General features: G+C 69.7%; 21 protein-coding genes and 3 pseudogenes. 18 read left to right on the top strand and 6 right to left on the bottom strand.

Going from position 1 to position 19663, the window contains the following annotated elements; genetic code table 11:
• Position 1: 1 nt before the first annotated feature.
• Genes sufC through GWK25_RS29785 form a run of 4 tightly spaced genes read left to right on the top strand, consistent with a single transcriptional unit; the run spans position 2 to position 2835 of the window.
• A complete protein-coding gene (sufC, locus tag GWK25_RS29800) occupies positions 2 to 766 on the top strand; it encodes a Fe-S cluster assembly ATPase SufC (protein ID WP_184895559.1) in 765 nt (254 codons plus the stop codon).
• Positions 763 to 2019: a cysteine desulfurase gene (locus GWK25_RS29795; protein WP_215454486.1), complete on the top strand. Its 1257-nt coding sequence runs from the start codon at positions 763 to 765 to the stop codon at positions 2017 to 2019. Before sufC ends, GWK25_RS29795 begins: the two co-directional genes overlap by 4 nt.
• Before the next feature lie 16 nt (positions 2020 to 2035).
• The gene (gene sufU, locus GWK25_RS29790) at positions 2036 to 2506 is read left to right on the top strand and encodes a Fe-S cluster assembly sulfur transfer protein SufU (protein ID WP_215454485.1); all 471 of its coding nucleotides are present in this window, start codon (positions 2036 to 2038) and stop codon (positions 2504 to 2506) included.
• Positions 2503 to 2835 (top strand): metal-sulfur cluster assembly factor, encoded by a 333-nt coding sequence (locus GWK25_RS29785; protein WP_020130530.1) that lies wholly within the window; start codon positions 2503 to 2505, stop codon positions 2833 to 2835. The genes sufU and GWK25_RS29785 overlap by 4 nt, the downstream gene beginning before the upstream one ends.
• A 70-nt stretch (positions 2836 to 2905) precedes the next feature.
• Here the strand turns inward: GWK25_RS29785 and GWK25_RS29780 are convergent, their stop codons facing one another.
• The gene (locus tag GWK25_RS29780) at positions 2906 to 3817 is read right to left on the bottom strand and encodes an AbfB domain-containing protein (protein WP_251829096.1); all 912 of its coding nucleotides are present in this window, start codon (positions 3815 to 3817) and stop codon (positions 2906 to 2908) included.
• 294 nt (positions 3818 to 4111) lie between these two features.
• Here GWK25_RS29780 and GWK25_RS29775 point away from each other — a divergent pair, with 294 nt between their 5' ends.
• From GWK25_RS29775 to GWK25_RS29755, 5 genes are all read left to right on the top strand, one after another.
• Positions 4112 to 4432 (top strand): multidrug efflux SMR transporter, encoded by a 321-nt coding sequence (locus GWK25_RS29775; protein ID WP_215454484.1) that lies wholly within the window; start codon positions 4112 to 4114, stop codon positions 4430 to 4432.
• The gene (locus GWK25_RS29770; RefSeq protein WP_215454483.1) at positions 4432 to 4968 is read left to right on the top strand and encodes a TetR/AcrR family transcriptional regulator; all 537 of its coding nucleotides are present in this window, start codon (positions 4432 to 4434) and stop codon (positions 4966 to 4968) included. Before GWK25_RS29775 ends, GWK25_RS29770 begins: the two co-directional genes overlap by 1 nt.
• Before the next feature lie 358 nt (positions 4969 to 5326).
• Positions 5327 to 6316 carry a 2,3,4,5-tetrahydropyridine-2,6-dicarboxylate N-succinyltransferase gene (dapD, locus tag GWK25_RS29765; protein ID WP_184895571.1) on the top strand — a complete coding sequence of 330 codons (990 nt, stop codon included), beginning with the start codon at positions 5327 to 5329 and terminating at the stop codon, positions 6314 to 6316.
• Between the two features lie 220 nt (positions 6317 to 6536).
• Positions 6537 to 7283, top strand: coding sequence for a hypothetical protein (locus GWK25_RS29760; RefSeq protein ID WP_215454482.1), 747 nt, complete (start codon positions 6537 to 6539; stop codon positions 7281 to 7283).
• Positions 7284 to 7292: 9 nt separating this feature from the next.
• Positions 7293 to 7709: a hypothetical protein gene (locus GWK25_RS29755; RefSeq protein WP_215454481.1), complete on the top strand. Its 417-nt coding sequence runs from the start codon at positions 7293 to 7295 to the stop codon at positions 7707 to 7709.
• 43 nt (positions 7710 to 7752) lie between these two features.
• On the opposite strand, the pseudogene GWK25_RS43900 reads toward GWK25_RS29755, so the two are convergent.
• Both GWK25_RS43900 and GWK25_RS29750 read right to left on the bottom strand, forming a co-directional pair.
• Positions 7753 to 7950, bottom strand: a pseudogene (locus GWK25_RS43900) (hypothetical protein); the annotation flags it as partial.
• 10 nt (positions 7951 to 7960) lie between these two features.
• Positions 7961 to 8350: a RidA family protein gene (locus tag GWK25_RS29750; protein ID WP_215454480.1), complete on the bottom strand. Its 390-nt coding sequence runs from the start codon at positions 8348 to 8350 to the stop codon at positions 7961 to 7963.
• Between the two features lie 72 nt (positions 8351 to 8422).
• Here GWK25_RS29750 and GWK25_RS29745 point away from each other — a divergent pair, with 72 nt between their 5' ends.
• The 4 genes and pseudogenes from GWK25_RS29745 to GWK25_RS29730 all read left to right on the top strand — a co-directional run bounded on the left by GWK25_RS29745 (position 8423) and on the right by GWK25_RS29730 (position 11861).
• The gene (locus GWK25_RS29745) at positions 8423 to 9331 is read left to right on the top strand and encodes a LysR family transcriptional regulator (RefSeq protein ID WP_215454479.1); all 909 of its coding nucleotides are present in this window, start codon (positions 8423 to 8425) and stop codon (positions 9329 to 9331) included.
• A gap of 325 nt (positions 9332 to 9656) precedes the next feature.
• The gene (locus GWK25_RS29740) at positions 9657 to 9881 is read left to right on the top strand and encodes a hypothetical protein (RefSeq protein WP_215454478.1); all 225 of its coding nucleotides are present in this window, start codon (positions 9657 to 9659) and stop codon (positions 9879 to 9881) included.
• Positions 9882 to 10070: 189 nt separating this feature from the next.
• Positions 10071 to 10629, top strand: a pseudogene (locus tag GWK25_RS29735) (SigE family RNA polymerase sigma factor).
• Complete coding sequence (locus tag GWK25_RS29730) at positions 10626 to 11861, top strand: WD40 repeat domain-containing protein (RefSeq protein ID WP_215454477.1); 1236 nt, start codon at positions 10626 to 10628, stop codon at positions 11859 to 11861. The pseudogene GWK25_RS29735 and the gene GWK25_RS29730 overlap by 4 nt, the downstream one beginning before the upstream one ends.
• A gap of 17 nt (positions 11862 to 11878) precedes the next feature.
• Here GWK25_RS29730 and dapA read toward each other — a convergent pair whose 3' ends face one another.
• On the bottom strand, positions 11879 to 12814 hold the full coding sequence (gene dapA / locus GWK25_RS29725) for a 4-hydroxy-tetrahydrodipicolinate synthase (RefSeq protein ID WP_215454476.1): 936 nt from the start codon (positions 12812 to 12814) through the stop codon (positions 11879 to 11881).
• Between the two features lie 179 nt (positions 12815 to 12993).
• Between dapA and GWK25_RS29720 the strand changes: the two genes are divergently transcribed.
• Both GWK25_RS29720 and GWK25_RS44855 read left to right on the top strand, forming a co-directional pair.
• Positions 12994 to 13455, top strand: coding sequence for a phage holin family protein (locus tag GWK25_RS29720; RefSeq protein WP_374116986.1), 462 nt, complete (start codon positions 12994 to 12996; stop codon positions 13453 to 13455).
• Positions 13452 to 13613, top strand: a pseudogene (locus GWK25_RS44855) (DUF3618 domain-containing protein); the annotation flags it as partial. The gene GWK25_RS29720 and the pseudogene GWK25_RS44855, both read left to right, overlap by 4 nt.
• A gap of 300 nt (positions 13614 to 13913) precedes the next feature.
• On the opposite strand, the gene GWK25_RS29710 reads toward GWK25_RS44855, so the two are convergent.
• Positions 13914 to 15059, bottom strand: a complete 1146-nt coding sequence (locus GWK25_RS29710; RefSeq protein ID WP_251829095.1) for a YihY/virulence factor BrkB family protein — start codon at positions 15057 to 15059, stop codon at positions 13914 to 13916.
• Positions 15060 to 15172: 113 nt separating this feature from the next.
• On the opposite strand from GWK25_RS29710, the gene GWK25_RS29705 reads away from it, so the two are divergent.
• The 3 genes from GWK25_RS29705 (at position 15173) to GWK25_RS29695 (ending at position 17421) form a co-directional block, all read left to right on the top strand.
• Positions 15173 to 15889: an antibiotic biosynthesis monooxygenase gene (locus GWK25_RS29705; RefSeq protein WP_215454475.1), complete on the top strand. Its 717-nt coding sequence runs from the start codon at positions 15173 to 15175 to the stop codon at positions 15887 to 15889.
• 114 nt (positions 15890 to 16003) lie between these two features.
• Positions 16004 to 16657 (top strand): winged helix-turn-helix domain-containing protein, encoded by a 654-nt coding sequence (locus tag GWK25_RS29700; protein ID WP_215454474.1) that lies wholly within the window; start codon positions 16004 to 16006, stop codon positions 16655 to 16657.
• A 20-nt stretch (positions 16658 to 16677) separates the two neighbouring features.
• A complete protein-coding gene (locus GWK25_RS29695; RefSeq protein ID WP_215454473.1) occupies positions 16678 to 17421 on the top strand; it encodes an SRPBCC domain-containing protein in 744 nt (247 codons plus the stop codon).
• 36 nt (positions 17422 to 17457) lie between these two features.
• Here GWK25_RS29695 and GWK25_RS29690 read toward each other — a convergent pair whose 3' ends face one another.
• Positions 17458 to 19281 carry an endonuclease/exonuclease/phosphatase family protein gene (locus GWK25_RS29690; RefSeq protein ID WP_215454472.1) on the bottom strand — a complete coding sequence of 608 codons (1824 nt, stop codon included), beginning with the start codon at positions 19279 to 19281 and terminating at the stop codon, positions 17458 to 17460.
• Between the last annotated feature and the right edge of the window lie 382 nt (positions 19282 to 19663).

Here is a 19663-nt window from a genome sequence, read left to right as displayed (position 1 = left end):
CATGGCAACGCTTGAAATCCGAGACCTGCACGTCACCGTCGAGGCCGACAACGCCACGAAGGAGATCCTCAAGGGCGTCGACCTCACCGTGAAGCAGGGCGAGACGCACGCCATCATGGGCCCCAACGGCTCCGGCAAGTCGACCCTCGCCTACTCGCTCGCGGGTCACCCGAAGTACACGATCACCGGCGGCACCGTGCTGCTCGACGGCGAGGACGTCCTGGAGATGTCCGTCGACGAGCGCGCCCGCGCGGGCCTGTTCCTGGCGATGCAGTACCCGGTCGAGGTCCCCGGCGTCTCGGTCTCCAACTTCCTGCGCACCTCCGCCACGGCCATCCGCGGCGAGGCCCCCAAGCTGCGCACCTGGGTCAAGGAGGTCAAGGAGGCCATGCAGCGCCTCAACATGGACCCCTCCTTCGCCGAGCGCAACGTCAACGAGGGCTTCTCCGGCGGTGAGAAGAAGCGCCACGAGATCCTCCAGCTGGAGCTGCTCAAGCCGAAGGTCGCGATCCTCGACGAGACGGACTCCGGTCTGGACGTCGACGCGCTCCGGGTCGTCTCCGAGGGCGTCAACCGCGTCCGCGAGACCGGCGAGGTCGGCACCCTGCTGATCACGCACTACACGCGCATCCTGCGCTACATCAAGCCCGACCACGTGCACGTCTTCGCGAACGGCAAGATCGTGGAGTCCGGCGGCCCCGAGCTCGCCGACAAGCTGGAGAACGAGGGCTACGAGGCATACACGAAGGGTGGCGCATCCGCGTGACACAGCTGCCGGGCCTCCTCGACACCGAGGCGATCCGCAAGGACTTCCCCATCCTGGACCGTCAGGTCCACGACGGCCGGAAGCTCGTCTACCTGGACAACGCGGCGACCTCGCAGAAGCCGCGCCAGGTGCTGGACGCCCTGAGCGAGTACTACGAGCGCTACAACGCCAACGTCCACCGCGGTGTGCATGTGCTCGCCGAGGAGGCCACGGCGCTGTACGAGGGCGCGCGGGACAAGGTCGCGTCCTTCATCAACGCGCCCAGCCGCGACGAGGTGATCTTCACCAAGAACGCCTCCGAGTCGCTGAACCTCGTGGCGAACATGCTCGGCTGGGCCGACGAGCCCTACCGCGTGGACTCCGAGACCGAGATCGTCATCACGGAGATGGAGCACCACTCCAACATCGTTCCGTGGCAGCTGCTCGCGCAGCGCACGGGCGCGAAGCTGAAGTGGTTCGGGCTGACCGACGACGGCCGCCTCGACCTCTCCAACATCGACGAGATCATCACGGAGAAGACGAAGATCGTCTCCTTCGTGCTGGTGTCCAACATCCTCGGCACCGTGAACCCCGTCGAGGCGATAGTGCGCCGCGCCCAGGAGGTCGGTGCGCTCGTCTGCGTCGACGCCTCGCAGGCCGCGCCGCACATGCCGCTGGACGTACAGGCGCTCCAGGCCGACTTCGTGGCCTTCACCGGCCACAAGATGTGCGGTCCGACGGGCATCGGCGTGCTCTGGGGCCGTCAGGAGCTCCTGGAGGACCTGCCCCCGTTCCTCGGCGGCGGCGAGATGATCGAGACGGTGTCGATGCACTCGTCGACGTACGCTCCCGCCCCGCACAAGTTCGAGGCGGGCACCCCGCCGATCGCGCAGGCGGTCGGCCTCGGCGCGGCGATCGACTACCTGAACTCCATCGGCATGGACAAGATCCTCGCCCATGAGCACGCGATCACCGAGTACGCGGTGAAGCGGCTGACGGAGGTTCCGGACCTCAGGATCATCGGCCCCGCCACGGCCGAGGACCGGGGGGCGGCGATCTCCTTCACCCTCGGCGACATCCACCCGCACGACGTGGGCCAGGTGCTCGACGAAGAGGGCATCGCGGTCCGGGTCGGCCACCACTGCGCCCGCCCGGTCTGCCTGCGGTACGGAATTCCCGCGACCACCCGAGCGTCGTTCTATCTGTACTCCACGCCGGCCGAGATCGACGCCCTGGTCGACGGTCTGGAGCACGTACGGAACTTCTTCGGCTGAGGGGACGAGCGATCGCATGAAGCTGGACTCGATGTACCAGGAAGTCATCCTGGACCACTACAAGCACCCCCACGGGCGGGGCTTGCGGGACGGTGACGCCGAGGTACACCACGTGAACCCGACGTGCGGCGACGAGATCACCCTGCGAGTGAAGTACGACGGCACGACCGTCGAGGACGTGTCGTACGAGGGCCAGGGCTGTTCGATCAGCCAGGCCTCGGCCTCCGTGCTGAACGACCTCCTCGTCGGCAAGGACCTTGACGACGCGCGGAAGATCCAGGAGACCTTCCTGGAGCTGATGCAGTCCAAGGGGAAGATCGAGCCGGACGACGCGATGGAGGAGGTGCTGGAGGACGCGGTCGCGTTCGCCGGTGTCTCCAAGTACCCCGCCCGGGTCAAGTGCGCCCTCCTGAGCTGGATGGCGTGGAAGGACGCGACGGCCCAGGCGCTGGGCGCCGACGCCGACGTCGAAAGGAAGACGGCATGAGCGAGACCCTGGAGATGAAGCCGGCCTCCGAGGAGGAGGTCCGCGAGGCCCTGTACGACGTCGTCGACCCCGAACTCGGCATCGACGTCGTCAACCTCGGCCTGATCTACGGCATCCACATCGACGACGCGAACATCGCGACGATCGACATGACCCTGACGTCGGCGGCCTGTCCGCTGACGGACGTCATCGAGGACCAGGCCAAGTCCGCCACGGACGGCCTCGTCAACGAGCTGCGCATCAACTGGGTCTGGATGCCCCCGTGGGGCCCCGACAAGATCACCGACGACGGCCGTGAGCAGCTTCGGGCGCTCGGGTTCAACGTCTGAGACGTGACATGGGTGTGGCCCCCGGCGATTCGCCGGGGGCCACACCCATGTCCGCGGTGGTGTCCTCCGGTCAGGAGAAGCCCTTCACCAGGCTGAACGTGGCGTCCGCGTAGAAGGAGCCGCTGTGTTCGGCGCGTTCCAGGCGGAGCTGGAAGCTGCGGTGGCGGACGAAGTGGCCGGGGTAGTTCACCGACTCCAGCATGACCGAACCCGAGTAGCCCGAGCGGGGGCAGAAGGTGGCGTCCTGCTGGAAGAGGCGGGAGCCGTCGTTGCCGGACGCGCGGAGCACGAAGCTCTGGTGGCGCACGTAGCGGCCGTCCGCCATGCGGAAGGAGTAGCAGGAGGAGTTCGCGAGGCCGGAGACCACCTTGAAGGAGGAGTCCTCCTTGGTCTCGCTGCCACTGCGCGAGCTCACCTGGTCCAGCTGGATCACACCGTTGCGCAGATGCCAGTAGCGGTCCGGGTAGTTGACGGACCGTACGGACTTGCGCGTGGTCGACCTGGACGGCGGCTTCTTCGTGGGCGCGGGCGACTTCGACGGCCCGGAGGTCGGCTTCGCGCCGCCCTGCTGCTTGTCGTCGGAACCCTTGGAACCGTCGGCGTCCTTGCCCTTGCCGTCACCGTTCTTCGAGTCCACCTCGGAGCCCTGCGGCTCCGACAGACCGCTCTTGCCGTCCGGTGCCGAGGTCGCGGGCGGCGACGTGGGCGGCAGCGAGAGGGCGGGGAGCACCCGGTCGTCGGCGGCGGTGGTGCGCCCGTTCTTCTCCGACGAGTCATCAGGTCCGCTGCCCTGGAGGGTGATCGCGGTGACGCACGACGACACGACGGCGAGGGCCAGGGCGCCGGCCAGCCAGAGGCGGCGCGTGCCCGGTATTCGGGTGTCGTTCGGGGCGACACCCGTCTCCCACACCTTCGCGGATCTGAGCACCGGAAGGTTGGGCGTGGTCTGGTCCGGATCAGGTCCGGGCTTTTTTGGCGGCATGCGCGGTTCCTTCGGCGTCGCCAAAGGCGGACGCGAATCGTCATGCGGATCAGGGAGGGTGGTACGTGTCACCCGTGTGTGCAAACCCTGGCGGTCGTCACACAATCGGGAGATTGACCGTTGAAACAGTAGTGGACCAAGGGGAGTACGGGGAGCCCTTTCGAGAGCGCTTCCATAACGGAACGGCCCCGAATGCAGGGCCTCTTGGGCCTCCGTGGCGGTCAATTCCGCCCATAAGCGCGTCTGTGCCGCGCGATGTGTACAGGCGTACGCATCATGTGTACGATCGTACACATGGGATATCTGTTGCTCGCCGCGGCCATAGCCGCCGAAGTGGCCGCCACCACCGCCATGAAGTACAGCGAGGGCTTCAGCAAGCTGTGGCCCTCCCTGGTGACCGGGGTGGGCTACCTCGTCTCCTTCGTCCTGCTCGCCCAGGCGCTGAAGTCGATGTCCATCGGCACCGCCTACGCGATCTGGTCCGGCGTCGGCACCGCGACGGTCGCCGCCCTCGGACTGGTGCTCTTCGGGGAGGGGTTGACCTTCGCCAAGATCGCCGGGATCGTGCTGATCATCGCGGGGGTCGTGGTGCTGAACCTGGGAGGCGCCCACTGATGGCCCGGCGCTACGACCCCGAGCGGCGGCAGCGGATCATCGACGCGGCGATCCGGGTCGTGGGGGAGAAGGGCATCGCCGGGCTGAGCCACCGTTCCGTGGCCGCCGAGGCGGACGTCCCGCTCGGTTCGACGACCTACCACTTCAAGACCCTCGACGACCTCATGGTCGCCGCGCTGCGACAGGCCAACGAGCGGTACGCGAAGGCCGTCGCCGCCCGCGAGGCCCTGCGGGACCCCGGCACCGACCTCGCCGCCGAACTGGCCGCGCTGGGCGGCGAGTGGTTCGCCGGCGACCGTACGGGCCTGGAGGTGGAGTACGAGCTCTACCTCGCCGCCCTGCGCCGCCCCGCCCTGCGGCCCGTCGCCGACGAGTGGGGCCGCGGCTTCGCCGAGTGCCTCGCCGAGCGCACCGACCCGGTCACCGCGCGGACCCTCGTCGCCCTCGTCGACGGCATCTGCCTCCAGGTCCTGCTGACCGGGGCGCCCTACGACGAGGAGTACGCGCGGGAGGCGTTGGCGCGGGTGATTCCCTGAACCGCGAACCTATTCCGGCCCATCGACGAACAGGGGGTGACGGGAGGGTCGGCGAAGGAGAGCGGTTGTGACGAGCGGGGGAGAACCCGGTGAGCGGACCGCCGCCACAAGCGGGGGCGGAACGGCGGGGGGCGGGCGGAACGGCGGGCAGGCGGACGGCGGGCGGGCGCGGCTGACGTTCGCCGCCCGGGCCGGGCGGCACGTCCCACGGGGGTGGGCGGCCCGTCCCATGGGGGTGGGCGGGCCGCTCCGCCGGGGGGCGAGTCGACCGGCCCCGTATGTCCGTAAAGTGCCCGGCCTCTGAGACGCCCCCGGCGCGGGTTGGCCCGGATGCGCCCCGGGCGGTTAGGTTGCCCTCATGACCGACACGACTGCTCCTCGTACCACCGGCGCCGTGGCCGCCGGCCTCGCCACGATCGCCGCCGACGGCACCGTCCTCGACACCTGGTTCCCCGCGCCCGAGCTCGCCGCCGAGCCGGGCCCCTCCGGCACCGAGCGGCTGACCGCCGAGCGCGCCGCGGAGCTGCTGGGCGGCGGCGCGACCGCCGCGATCGGGCAGGACACGCGCCGCGGTGTCGAGGTCGTCGCGGTCCGCACGGTCATCTCCTCGCTCGACGAGAAGCCGATCGACACGCACGACGCGTACCTGCGCCTCCACCTGCTCTCCCACCGTCTGGTCAAGCCGCACGGCCAGAGCCTGGACGGCATCTTCGGCCTCCTCGCCAACGTCGCCTGGACCTCGCTCGGCCCGGTCGCCGTGGACGAGCTGGAGAAGGTGCGCCTCAACGCGCGCGCCGAGGGTCTGCACCTCCAGGTGACGTCCGTGGACAAGTTCCCGCGGATGACGGACTACGTGGCTCCCAAGGGCGTCCGGATCGCCGACGCCGACCGCGTCCGGCTCGGCGCGCACCTCGCCGAGGGCACCACGGTCATGCACGAGGGCTTCGTCAACTTCAACGCCGGCACCCTCGGCACGTCGATGGTCGAGGGCCGGATCTCCGCCGGTGTCGTCGTCGGCGACGGCTCGGACATCGGCGGCGGCGCCTCCACGATGGGCACGCTCTCCGGCGGCGGCAACGTCATCATCTCCATCGGCGAGCGCTGCCTGGTCGGCGCCGAGGCGGGCGTCGGCATCGCGCTGGGCGACGAGTGCGTCGTCGAGGCCGGCCTCTACGTCACCGCCGGCACCCGCGTCACCATGCCCGACGGCCAGGTCGTCAAGGCCCGCGAACTCTCCGGCGCCTCGAACATCCTCTTCCGCCGCAACTCGGTCACCGGCACGGTCGAGGCCCGCCCGAACAACGCGGTCTGGGGCGGCCTGAACGAGATCCTGCACAGCCACAACTGACCATGGGCGGCCGTGACCTGCGGCCGCCTCATCGATCAACGCCCTCACCTGCTGCTGAGCTGTCGGCAGTTGTCGACGTCGGCCGACGTTGAGTGCCCTTCCACGGCCCGAGGACGGCCCGGGAGGGCGCTCACCTGCCGGCCCCCGGCCCGCTGTCGGCTAGGATCGCAGCGAGCGAAAGCGCCCTGTGTCCAAGCCGGTTGGGGGAAACCTGGAAGCAGTGCGGGTCTTCTTCGGCCTGACGGCACCGTTGGTCGTGTCCTGGGAGCGGAAGTGGTTCACCGCTCGTCCCGGGCTGACGACTCTGCTCACACTCGTGTACGGCACCTACGCCATCGCTCCGTACATCGACGATCCCCGCTCCTGGGGCGCGTTGGCAACCGCGGTACTGCTGGCGCTGGGCTGCATCCTGCTGTACCGGTCTTCCTCCACGCCGTCTCTCGGATTCTCGATCACGAGTCCACTGCCCACGGGACTGAGCACCACCAAACGGCTGGGCGTCGTCACGGTGCTGCTGGCGGTACTGGCCGGCACATGGACGGCGTGGGCCACAGTCTCGACGTTCCTCGATCAGCTGTTGCGCAACGACACGTTGGCCGTGATGTTCTCCGCCCTGCTCATTGCGGTCTTCGGTGGGGGAGCCTTCGTCAAGGCGGCAACCGACCCAGTGGTGGAAGAGGTCTACAGGCTGCCCAGTGGGGCGAACAGGGACGCTGCCCTGGCGCTGATCAGAAGCGGCGGCCGAGGGATCGGACTCATCGAGCGTGGGCTGCTGTTCGCCTTCCTCGCCGCTGGTCAGCCCGAGGCCGCCGCCCTGGTTCTGGCGGCCAAGGCGTTGGCGAGGGCTCCTGTCGATCACGTCAACCAGGCGTCCAAGTACTTCCTCACCGGTACGCTGGCAAGCGTCATCGCAGCATTGGCCATGAGTGTGGCTGCACGCGCGGCAGTGGGGCTGCCTGTCCTCTAGGAGGATCTTTTGGGACTGCTGCAGCACCCCTTCATCCGAGAGTTGCTCACCCTGCACCTGCCAACTGACGACTATGTCGTGGCCGGAAGCGGCCCCTTGCTTGCACACGGTCTCAGGCAGGATGTGAACGACCTCGACATCGTGGCGCGAGCAGACGCCTGGAAGATCGCTTTGAGCCTGGCCGACGCCACGGTACCTCCGTCAGGTCACGGCCTGATGGTGGTGCTCTTCGACGGCGACATCGAGATCTTCGACCGGTGGCTCCCAGGGGCGCCAGACGCCGACGAATTGATCGATTCGGCGGAGATGGTGGAAGGTATTCCCTTTTGTCCGCTTCCTTGGGTGTTGGAGTGGAAAACGCGCTCCAGCCGCGAAAAGGACATGCGGGATATCAAGCTGATCAGGGAAAGCATCAATGTGAAGTGAGCGTCCCTGAGCTTGCCGCAGTTGGTCCCCGGGATTTAGAACCGTCACCCCGCTGGCCCGGGGCGGTCAGAAATGCCAAGGGGCCGCGGCCGCTCTCGCCGGCCAGATGAATCTTGCTCGTCAGGCCGGCCCGTGCGAACGCCCCGGTCCTTAATCTTCCCGGTGTTGAGAGGATCTTGTCCCAAGCGCCGTCAGCCGACCAATGTCGGTGACGCTCGTAGACGGTCTTCCATGGTCCGTACTGTGAACGGTCACGCGGTGATCTGTCGGGCGTATACCTCGATCTCGATCTTCATGCGGGGATCGGCAAGACCGCACATGAGCATGGTGGCCGCCGGCCGGACCTCGCCGAACGCGCGACGCAGTACCGGCCAGCAGGGCTCGAAGTCGGCCCGGTCGGGCAGCAGGTAGCGCACCCGCACCACCTCGGAGAAGGTGCACTTGGCTTCGGCCAAGGCGGCCTCGATGTTGCGCAGGCATTGCTCGGCCTGCTCCACCACGTCGTCGGAGATCGTCATGGTGGTGTAGTCGAATCCGGTCGTTCCGGACACATGAACCCAGTCGCCGTCGATCACGGCGCGGGCATAGCCGATCTGCTCCTCGAACGTCGAGCCGCTGAGGATGGAACGTCGCTCTGTCATGCGCCGAACGCTAGGTGACCAGCACTGATACGTCTAATACGGTCTCAAGCATGAAGTGATATCTCTAGGCATATGGAGCGTCCCGAAATTCCCCTTGCCCAGCTGCACGCCTTCGTCGTGCTTGCCGAGGAACTCCACTTCGGCCACGCCGCCACCCGCTTGGGCATCGCCCAGCCGCCGCTGAGCCAGCAAATCCGCCGCCTGGAGGACAAGGTCGGACACGCGCTGTTCAGCCGAGACCCCGGACGCATCAACCTCACCCCGGCAGGCAGGGAGCTCCTCCCCGCCGCCCGGCATGCCCTCACGCACCTCGCAGAGGGCCTGGCCGCAGCCCGACAAGTCGGCAGCGGCAGGGCCGGCCGCCTGCGGATCGGCTTCGCCGCCTCCCTCGCGCTCACCGTCCTCCCCAGCCTGCTGCGAACCTTCCGGGAACGGTTTCCCGCTGTGCATCTGGACATCCAGGAGATGACCACCGCGCCGCAACTGGTCGCTCTGCGCGAAAGGGCCATCGACATCGGCCTGTTGCGGGAGCCGCCTGCCCATGACGCGGAGCTCGGGTTCGAGACCGTGCTGGCCGAACCGTTCGTGGCCGTATTGCCCGTCTCGCACCCACTCGCGGCACAACGAGCCGTCCAGGTCGAGCAGTTGGCGGCCTGTCCCTTCGTACTCCTGCCTCGTGCCGTCGGCCCGCCGCTGTACGACCAGATCGTCGATCTTTGCATCGCTGCCGGCTTCACCCCCCAAGTGACTCAGCACGCTGTGGAATGGCAGACGGTCTGTGCCCTGGTGGAAACCGGCTTGGGCGTCTCCCTGGCACCGGAGAGCATCCGCCGCATCCGCCTCAAAGGCGTTGCCTTCCGCAAGATCGAACCCAACACCGCACGCACGCGAGTCGCTGTTGCTTGGCGCAAGAACGACTCAAATCCCTTGGTGGCTGGCATCTTGGCAGCTCTCCATCAAGATCCGCCGGACAGGCCGTAGCCACGGCCTCAGAGCTGCGGCATTCCAGCAGCGGTCTCGAAGCCGAATGGCTCATTCCACGGAACCGTCCCCCGGCAGGCACACCACTGCGGCCCGTAATCGGTGGTGCGATTCGGCCATCGCGGACTCTGCGATTTCGGCACGCCGCACCCCTGTGCTGACGAACACGGTTCATGGGGCAACGGGAACCTGAGACCTGCACGGGGTTCAGCCACAACTGACCCCGTAAGGGTTGCTCGGCGTGACCTTCGTGTGGTGTAGGCAGATGAACTGTCGGACGCAGTGTCCGATGAGTCGCCGAACCGATGAGATGAGGGGCCGAGGGATGAGGAACGACCGGGCGAGGACCGTGGTGCGGGTGGTCGCGGCAGGGCTGGCCGCGGTGCTGATGTGCGGGGGGTCGGCCGGCGCCGCGCACGCCGACGAGACCAACCACGCCTCGCACAACGGTCCCCGGATCGGACTCGTCAACGTCGGGCAGGTCGACGACCCCATGGAGGACGTGCTGGAGCACACCCTGCTGTTCGGCGACGGGTACCGCTGGGGCTGACCGCACGCGGGTACGGCAGGGCACGCCTTGCCGTCACAGGGGCCGGGGCCCGTACGCGTTCACGCGCGTGCGGGCCCCGAGCCGTCCCCGGTACTTTTCTTCGCCGGCCCGGCATAGCGGTGGGCGGGGCGGCGCGTCTCAAGGGGCACAGGGCGGACACAGGGACCGCCGGGGGAAGAGAAGGTGACGATGGATGCCGCGGGGCAGGAGAGTTTCCGGGAGTTCGTGGCCGGGCGGTCGTCGGCGCTGCTGAAGACGGCCGTGCTGCTGAGCGGCGGGGACCGGCACGCCGCCGAGGACCTGTTGCAGAACGCGCTGATCAAGGCGGCCGGGCGCTGGCAGCGGATCGACGAGCCGGAGGCGTACGTACGGCAGATCCTCTACCGGCAGCAGGTCAGCCGCTGGCGGCTGAAATGGCGGCGGCGCGAGCTGACCGTCGCCGAGCCGCCCGAGAGCGGCGGTGCCGTCGACGGCGTGGCCGGTGTGGAGCTGCGGCTGGTGATGCGCGGGGCGCTGGCACCGGCTGACCGCCCGGCAGCGGACCGTGCTGGTGCTCCGCTACTTCGAGGACCTGCCGGAGGGCGAGGTGGCCCGGATCCTCGGGTGCTCCGTGGGGACCGTGCGGTCCACGACCCACCGCTCGCTCGCCCGACTGCGCGAACTCGCGCCCGAACTCGCCGCGCTCGGACACGCCGCGGTCGAGCAGCAGCCGTCCCGTGACTTCTCGCCCGTGGAGGTGCGTCCGTGAACGTCGATGAACTGGTGCGCGACTCGCTGCGCGAGCAGGCCGCCGAACAGCCGCCCCTGGCGGTGGACTTCGCCGAGCGAGTGCTGACCGTCCGGCGCCGCCGCCGGACCCGCAGGCTCGCCACGGTCGCCGCGGCCACCGCCGCCGTGGTCGCCGTCGCGGTGGCCGTGCCCCTGCTGGACTCCGGCAAGGACCAGGTACGGCTCGCCACCGAGATGAACAAGAGCGACATCATCGCCCACCCCGACCAGTCGCCGCCGCGCGACCTGATCGCGGCCGGGGACGTGGCACTGGCCGCGTACTGGACCTGGGACACCAGGATCAACAAGAAGAAGGACACCGCCGTCGGGAAGCGTTCCTACTCGATCCTCGACCAGAAGACCGGCAAGTACGTCGCGGATTCCCGCTGGTCCATGGTCGCGGTCGCGCCCGGCATGCGAACCGCCGCCGTCCTGGAGACGGAACTGCCCGCCAAGCGGATCGGGCTGCTCGACCTGCTCACCGGCGAGGTGGAGCGCTGGATCCCGGTGGACCGGGGCGTGGCCAGTGTGGAGTTCTCGTCCGACGGCACCAGGCTCGTCGCGACCACCTACAGCAAGAACCCCGACGCGCTGACCAGGGCGGCCGACGACGCCGACGGCGACGGCAAGAAGAACGACTACATGCCGGTGCACACCGAGTCGTACCGGACCGGCTTCTACATCGTCGACGTCGACTCCGGCCACAGCGAGTGGAGCGCGGTCCCACCGGAGAAGGAGGAGGAGATGCTCTTCGTCAACTCCCGTCAGGACTTCTCCTTCAGCGGTGACGGCAAGCTGGTCCGCTCCGGGCTCAGCATGGAGCCGCACGACCAGTACTACGACCTGAAGGGTGACAAGGTCGCCAAGCCGGCCGACGAGAAGTACCTGACCTGGTCGGTGGAGGCGCGGCTCTCCCCGAACGGCAAGCTCGCCGCCGGTGGTTTCGCGGGCGGCGCCAGGACCACCGCCTCCGAGATCCTCGACCCCCGCACCGGCAAGCGGCTCCACAAGGTCCGCGGTCAGCAGCTGCTCGCCTGGGTCGACAACGAGCGGCTCATCGCCTGGGACATCGCGGCCGGCGGGAAGAACGAGTACCACAACGGTCTGGTCCTCGTCACCATCGGCAGCGACAGGACGATTCCGCTCAGCGGCGCCCGCAAGGGCAACGACGGGGCTCCCGGGCGCTGGAACCCGGTTTTCGCCACCCGCTGACCCGCCGGCATCGGATCTCAGGCGTTCACCAGCCGGTCGTACGCCGCCAGCAGCCCGTCGGTCATCTCCTGACCGGCGGGCCGCAGCGGTGCGCGGACCGGGCCGGACGGGAGACCGAGTCGGTCGAGGAGTGCCTTGGCCGTGACGGAGCCGGGCAGGCCGGAGGCCATCATCAGCTCGGTGAGCGGGACGGTCAGCCGCTGGAGGCGGGCCGCCTCGCCCGGGTCGCCCGCGTCGAACGCGTCGAGGATCGAGCGGAAGTGGCGCGGCACCGCGTTCGCGACCGTCCCCACGTAACCGGACCCGCCGATCGCGTAGAGCGCGAGGACGTACTCGTCGCAGCCGGTGTAGTACGCGAGCCTCGTCTCGGCCAGCACCTTCTGGGTGCCGAGGAGGTCGTACGCGCAGTCCTTCACCGCCACGATCCGGGGGTGGTCCGCGAGCCGGATCATGGTCTCCGGTTCGATGCGGGTACCGGTGCGGCCGGGGATGTCGTACAGCGCCACGGGCAGCCCCGTGGCGTCGGCGAGTTCGCGGAAGTGGGCCTCGACGGCGTCCTGCGGGGGCCTGCTGTAGTACGGCGTGACGGCCAGCAGACCGTCCGCGCCCGCCTTCTCGGCCGCCAGTGCCAGCTCCACCGTGTGACGGGTGTCGGCGGTGCCCACCCCGGCCACGATCGCGGCCCGCTCGCCGACCGCCGCGCGCACCGCCCGGATCAGCTCCGCCTTCTCCGTGTCCGTCGTCGTCGGCGACTCGCCCGTCGTACCGGACAGCACCAGCCCGTCGCACCCCTCCCGTACCAGCCGGTCGGCCAGCCGCTGGGCCCCGTCCAGGTCGAGTGCGCCGGACGTCGTGAAGGGAGTGACCATCGCGCAGAGGGCGCGGCCGAAGGGGGCCGGGCGGTGGACGCGCGTAAGAGGAACCGCGGGAGCCGCGGGAGACAAGGGAGCCATGGGGGTAGTTTCGGCGTGCTCATTGTGAAGCTCTACTTAATTCTCCTACAAGATATGTGGAAGTATTGCTACGGAGAGAAGGGTCGGCTGCCTGGCCACGGGGATGTGCTGGTGAGCGCAGGGGTAGTGCGAGCCGGTGGGGGTACTCGGGGCGTCCCGATGTGTGAGGAGGCGACACCGTGACCGGGACCACCGAGACCAGGCCCACGCGATTCGTGCGCTCTGTGCGATCCGCGCGTCCGGGGCCGGCGGAACACGACCATCACTCCGTGGGCGAGCTGGTGGGGCAGGCCACCGAACAGCTCTCCCTGCTCGTACGACAGGAGGTCGCCCTCGCGAAGGAGGAGCTGGCCGAGAAGGGACGGCGCGCGGGGCGCGGCGGTGGGCTCCTCGGCGCGGCCGGCGCCGTCGCCTACGTGGGGTTCATGACCCTCGCCGCGGCGGGGGTCGCGGCGCTGTCGCTGGTGCTGGACGTGTGGGCCGCCGCGCTCATCGTCATGGCCGTGCTGTTCGTGATCGCCGGTGTACTGGCCGCCATGGGGCGTGCGCAGTTGCGGCGGGCCACACCTCCGCGGCCGGAGCTGGCGCTCGACAGCGTCAAGGCCGACGTGGACGAGATCAAGGGGAGGGCCCGGCGATGACGCACGCATCCGGTACGGCCGGTGCTTCCGGCGGCGCGACCAATGGTTCGGTGGGCGCCAAGGGGCCCGACGAACTGCGGCGGCAGATCGAGCAGACCCGGGCGCAGCTCGGTGACACGGTCGAGGAGCTGGCCGCCAAGGCCGATGTGAAGGCGAGGATGCACTCCGCGTGGGAGCGGGTGCCGCGGGAGGCGGTGGTGGTGGGCGGCGCGACCGTCGCGGTGGCCGCGGCGGGAGTGCTGGCCTGGCGCCACTACCACTAGGGGCGGCTGACTCCCGGTCGGCTGTTCCGGCGGGGGTGGCTGACGCCTGCGCCGCATGGGCTTACGGTGCTGGGGCCCGACGCCTGCGCGGCTCAACCCCCTGTGGGCTCAACCCCTGTGGGCTCAACGCCTGTGGGTCGTCTGACGCCGGCACGCCCTGCACGGTACCCGGTGGGTCGTCTCACGCCTGCGCGCTCACTCCGGTGGTGGTGGGCGTGCGCGGGCGTCGGGCGGTGGCTGTCGGCTCACTCCTCGGCCGACCTGCTGCCCGACGAGCCCCGCGAACCCGGCGCACCCCGACGAGCCCGTAGCGCCCGTGGTCCGGGCGCGGGCCTCCCGCAGGGCGCGCAGGCGAGGCGGCCAGGTGCGGGTGTCGCGGGGCTCCACGTAGGGCTCTTCCATGGGGGAGCGGCCCTCGGCGATGGCACGTTCGCGGGAGAGTTCCGCGTCGAATTCCAGGCCCAGGAGAATCGCCAGGTTGGTGAGCCAGAGCCAGATGAGGAAGACGACGGCGCCGGCGAGCGCGCCGTAGGTCTTGTTGTACGAACCGAAGTTGGCCGCGTAGACGGCGAAGCCCGCGGACGCGGCGAGCCAGATCAGCGTCGCGAGGACACCGCCGGGGCTCACCCAACGGAAGCCCCGGCCGCGGACGTTGGGCGCGGCCCAGTACAGCAGCGCGATCATCAGCGTCACCAGGACCAGCAGGACCGGCCACTTGGCGATGTCCCACAGTGCGATGGCCGCGTCGCCGAGCCCGATCGTCGTGCCCGCTCGTTCGGCCAGCGGACCCGTGAAGACGACGATCAGCGCGCTCGCCGCCAGCATCAGCATCAGCACGAGGGTCAGGACGATCCGCAGCGGCGTGAGCTTCCACACCGGGCGGCCCTCCGGCAGGTCGTACACCGCGTTGGACGTACGGATGAACGCCGCCACGTAGCCCGACGCCGACCACACCGCCGCCAGCAGACCGACGATCGCCAGCACCCCGCCCGTACCGCCGCTGTCGCCCAGTTGCACGACCGCGTCCCGCAGGATGTCCCGTGCGGGGCCCGGGGTCAGGTCGCCGATGTTGTCCAGGATCCGGTCCGTGGCGCGCTGTCCGACGACCCCCAGCATCGACACCAGCACCAGCAGCGCGGGGAAGAGCGACAGGACGCCGTAGTACGTCAACGCGGCGGCACGATCGGCGAGTTCGTCGTCCTGGAACTCCTTGACCGTGCGTCGTACCACCGCCCACCACGAGCGCCCCGGCAGCCCGGTGGGACCGCCCTCCACGCCCTCCCCGCCGCCGGTCCCCGACGCCTTCCCCACCCGCTCGGCCTCCGGCCGCCTCTGCTCCATGACCGGCGGGTCTCCCGAAACCCGGGCCCGAATCGCGGACTTGACCTGAATCTTGGTTGAGGTCGAAGAGTGGTCGGTGCGCGCACACCGAGTACCGATCATGGGAGAGCAGCATGAGCACGACCCGTCGTACGGACCTCCACCCCGTCCTCGACCGCCCCGACGTCGGGGCGTCCCTCTTCAGCACCTGGGAGGTGGGCACCCCCGAACGGCAACGCCGGACCGTCGAGGCCATCGCCGACACCTGGGAGCGGCGGCCGTGGCCGACGGAAGGGCTGTTGGGGTACTTCATCTACACCGCCGAGGACGGTTCCGGCCTGCTGCACCATTCGCAGTGGGCCGACGAGCAGGCGTACGAGGCCTTCGTCAAGACGCGGCGGCAGGAGCGCAACGACGCCATCGACACCGCCGTCCCCGGCATCGAACGGGTGGGGCTCCATCGCTATCGGCGGTACCGCAGTCTCACGGGCGGGGAGGACCGTGCCGCACGCGTGCCCGGGTGCGTCGTGATCGTCGACGTCGAGTTCGACGGTCCGGACCCGGCGCGGCAGCGTGCCTGGGTGGACGCCGTGGAGGAGGCGCTCGCCGCCGAGCCGGACGCGCATCCCGGCGGCATCTCCGCCCACTTCCACCTCGGCACCGACGGCACCCGCGTCCTCAACTACGCCGAGTGGGAAACCGCCCGGCACCACATCGACGCCATGGCGGCCCCCGGCGAAGGCATCGGCTCGCCCTCACCGCTCTGGCAGCGCGTACAGACCTGGCCCGGACTGCTGGAGACCGGCTCGGTCAAGCGGTACGAGTACGCCCTCGGCCTCGTCCCCGACTGAGCCCGGTGGGCTCTCGGTCCCGGGAGCGACCGCGCGACCGGGACCACCGAGCCATCACTCGCCGAAAACTCGAACCGTCTGGACAAAAAAAGTTTTCGGTGGGACGGTGGAGCCATGTTGGACGTCACCGTGATCGAGGACCCCGAGGCAGCGGCCGTCTCGCTGGACCCCATACGCGCCCGGCTGCTCGCCGAGCTGGCGGCCGGGCCCGCGTCGGCGGCCATGCTGGCCGGGAAGGTCGGGCTGCCCAGGCAGAAGGTGAACTATCACCTGAAGGCCCTGGAGAAGCACGGTCTGGTCGAGCTGGCGGGGGAGCGCCGCAAGGGCAACGTCACGGAGCGGCTGATGCGGGCCACGGCCGCGTCGTACGTGATCTCGCCGCTCGCGCTCGCCGCCGTACAGCCGGATCCGGACCGTTTCCGGGACCAGCTCTCCGCGCGCTGGCTGCTGGCACTCGGCGCCCGGCTGGTCCGGGACGTCGGCACGCTGATCACCGGCGCGGCCAAGGCCCGCAAGCGCCTCGCGACCTACGCCCTCGACGGCGAGGTCACCTTCGCCTCGGCCGCCGACCGCGCCGCCTTCGTCCAGGAACTGACGGCAGGGGTGAGCGCGCTCATCAGCAAGTACGACGCCCCCGACGCCCAGGGCGGCCGGGGCCACCGGATCGTGGTCGCCGTCCACCCGACGGTCAAGCCGCAGCCCGCCGAGGAGACCGGCCGGCCCGAGCGGCCCGCACTCCCCGTCCAGCCCGAACCGCCCACCCCGTGAGACCCGTCGAGGAGCACGTCATGCCCAAGGAATTCGAGATCGCCCGTGAGTTCGAGGTCGACGCCACCCCCGAGGAGGTGTGGGAGGCCGTCACCGCCGGAACCGGCGGCTGGCTGTGGCCGATGGAGGCACCCGAGCCGCGCGTCGGCGGCAAGGGGCCGTTCGGCTCCGAGGTCACCGCGTGGGACCCGCCGCACCGGTACACCAACCGGGTCGAGGACGTGGAGGGGATCTCCGAGCAGACCCTCAACCAGCTCGACTACACGATCGAGCCGCGCGACGACGGCCGACGCGCCTGGGTGCGGTACGTGCACAGCGGCGTCTTCGTCGACGACTGGGACAACCAGTACGACGGCGCCGCCAAGCACACCGCCTTCTACCTGCACACCCTGCGCCAGTACCTGACGCGCTTCGCCGGCCGGAAGATCACCGCGTTCGCCACCTTCGACGGCCCCGAGGCGTCCGGCGCCGCGGACGCGCTCACCGTCGTGGGACGGGCGCTCGGCCTCGCGGACGACACCGCCGAGGGCGCCCGCGTCCAGGCCGAGGGGCCCGGCGGGCAGCGTTTCGAGGCCGTCGTCGACTACCGCGACCCGTACTTCATCGGTCTGCGCACCGACGACGCCCTCATCCGCGTCTTCGGCCGCAACCACTGGGGTCACCGCGTCGGCATGAGCGTCCACGACTTCGCGCCGGGCGCCGACGCGCAGGCCGGCGAGACCGCGTGGAAGGGCTGGCTGAACGGGGTGTTCAGCCAGCCCTGAGAACCGCGCGCCGCCGTGACGGCCCGCCTCGCGCCGTTACGGCCTGAAACGCAGCACCTGCGGGTCGTGGTCGCTGATCTGGTCGTTGAACTCCGCGTTGGTGTGCACGCTGTCGTACGTGAAGTCGCACGAGCGCCGGATCGACGGGCTGATCAGGATCTGGTCGAGGACCTGCGTGTTGCCCTGGAAGACGTACGAGTAACGCTCGCTCCGCGGCAGCGACTTGACCGCCGACCACAGGGCGCCGCCGTCCTCCAGCAGCTCGGCGGTCTCGGAGAACTCGAAGTCGTTGATGTCACCGAGGGCGATGACGTCCGCGTTCCTGTCCTTCGCCAGGACCTCCTTGACGAAGGTGTTCACGGCGGTCGCCTGGAGGTGACGCTGGGTCTCCGAACTCCGCTTCGGCGGCTGGAACGCCGAGTGCAGCGACTGGTCGCCGCCCTTGGAGGCGAAGTGGTTCGCGATCACGAACACGGGCTTGCCGCGGAAGGAGAACTCGCCGACCAGCGGCTTGCGGCTGTTCGTCCAGGCGGCGTTCGCCGGGTCGATACGGCCGGGGGAGACCGTCAGCCGCGCCTTGCCGTACGCCTTCGTCACCCCGACGGCGGTCGTCGCGTCGCCGCCGGCACGGTCGGTGAAGGAGACCCGCTCGGGGTTGAACAGGAACACCTGGCGGATGTTGCCGCCGGGCTCGCCGCCGTCCGCGAGGTTCACCGGGTCGATGGAGCGCCAGTCGTACGTCGGGCCACCGGCCGCCGCGATCGCCTCGATCAGCTTCTTCACCGTCTGGTCGGCGGCGACCGTACCGTCGTTGGTGGCGCCGTTGTTGTCCTGGATCTCCTCCAGGGCCAGGATGTCGGGCGACTGCAGGTTGTGCATGATCGCCGCCGCGTGGTCCGCGAAGGAGGCGTCCGAGGGGTCCAGGTTCTCGACGTTGTACGTCGCCACCGCCAGCTCGCCGCGCCCCTGCCTACGGGTCGTCTCGCGCTCCAGGCCGCCCTGCTTCAGGGTGCCGAGCTGGTGGGCGACCAGGGTGTAGCCGCCGAACTGGTTGTAGTCCAGCGGGCCGGTGGTGGCGCCCTTCAGAGTGTCGCCGACGTTCGCCTTCGGGAAGTCGGCGACCGCGCCCAGCGACTGGATCTGCAGCCGGCCGGTGTTCTGCGAGGTGTAGGAGCCGTATACCGTGCCGCCGCGGCGGTTGTCGTTCTCCCAGGGCTTGACGGTGACCCACAGCTCGGTGAACGGGTCGGTGGCGCCGACCACTCGGGCGTCGGCGACCTGGACGTTCATGCCCTCCAGGGACTCGTAGCGGTCCAGGGCGTACGTGCCGGGGGCGAGGGTGAGGCCGTTGATCGAGCCGTCGGCGGCGGTGTCGCCCGCCGGGGCGTACCGGTTCGGCACCGACCTGGCGTCGACGACGGTCGGGGCGGGGACGGTGTTGCCGGTGGAGACCACCGTGATCGTCGGGCGGGTGATCTGCGTCACGGACTGGTTTCCGGACGAAGTGCCGCCCGGCACGAACTCGGAGACCGTGCCCGCGACCGACACCGCGTCGCCCACGGAAACGGTCGGCCGGGAGCTGGTGAAGACGAAGACGCCCTCACTCGTGGCCGGGTTCGAGTCCGCCTGGGTGTCCTGGATCCAGAAGCCGCGCGAACCGTAGGTGCGGACGCCCGTGACGATGCCCTCCACCCCGGTCACCTGCTGACCGGCGAGCGGGGACGTCCGGGTCGTGCCCTGGATGTCGTGGATGCGTATGGAGTCGGCCTCGGCGGGCGAGGTCAGGACCACGGCGGACACCGTGGAGCAGATGGTGGCGACGGTCAGCGCGCCGATGCGCGCGGTTCTCTTGCTCGGCAAGGGGATCCCTCCGGGGACGTACGTGAGCGCCGGGACGAGAGTGGACGGGGGGTGGCCTGCGACCGGTGGGGCGGTGCGACGCGCGTAGAACCCCGACGGGCGCCGGCGGGGTTCGGTGAACCCGGGCGGTCGCGCCGGTGGGTGGCCCTGTGATCCGCGCAGAGCTACCCGTGAGTTTCTACGCGCGTCAATCTCGTGCCTGGTCACGCCAGTTGTCAAGGTTTCAGCCACACTCAACTCCTGGCAGGTACATGAACCGGGCGGCATGGGTTCAAATCCGTCTAGGCTGAGCGGCTGCGTACTCGTACACGTATCGCCCTCGGGCGCCGTCTCCCGGCGGCCCCGAACCGCTCGGCCGCTGTTCGTCCCTTGTTCCGATGTT

This window comes from Streptomyces sp. ATCC 21386, assembly GCF_018728545.1.
Classification (GTDB): domain Bacteria; phylum Actinomycetota; class Actinomycetes; order Streptomycetales; family Streptomycetaceae; genus Streptomyces.
Note: the sequence above shows the minus strand (reverse complement) of the source record. Positions and strands in the feature narration are given on the sequence as shown.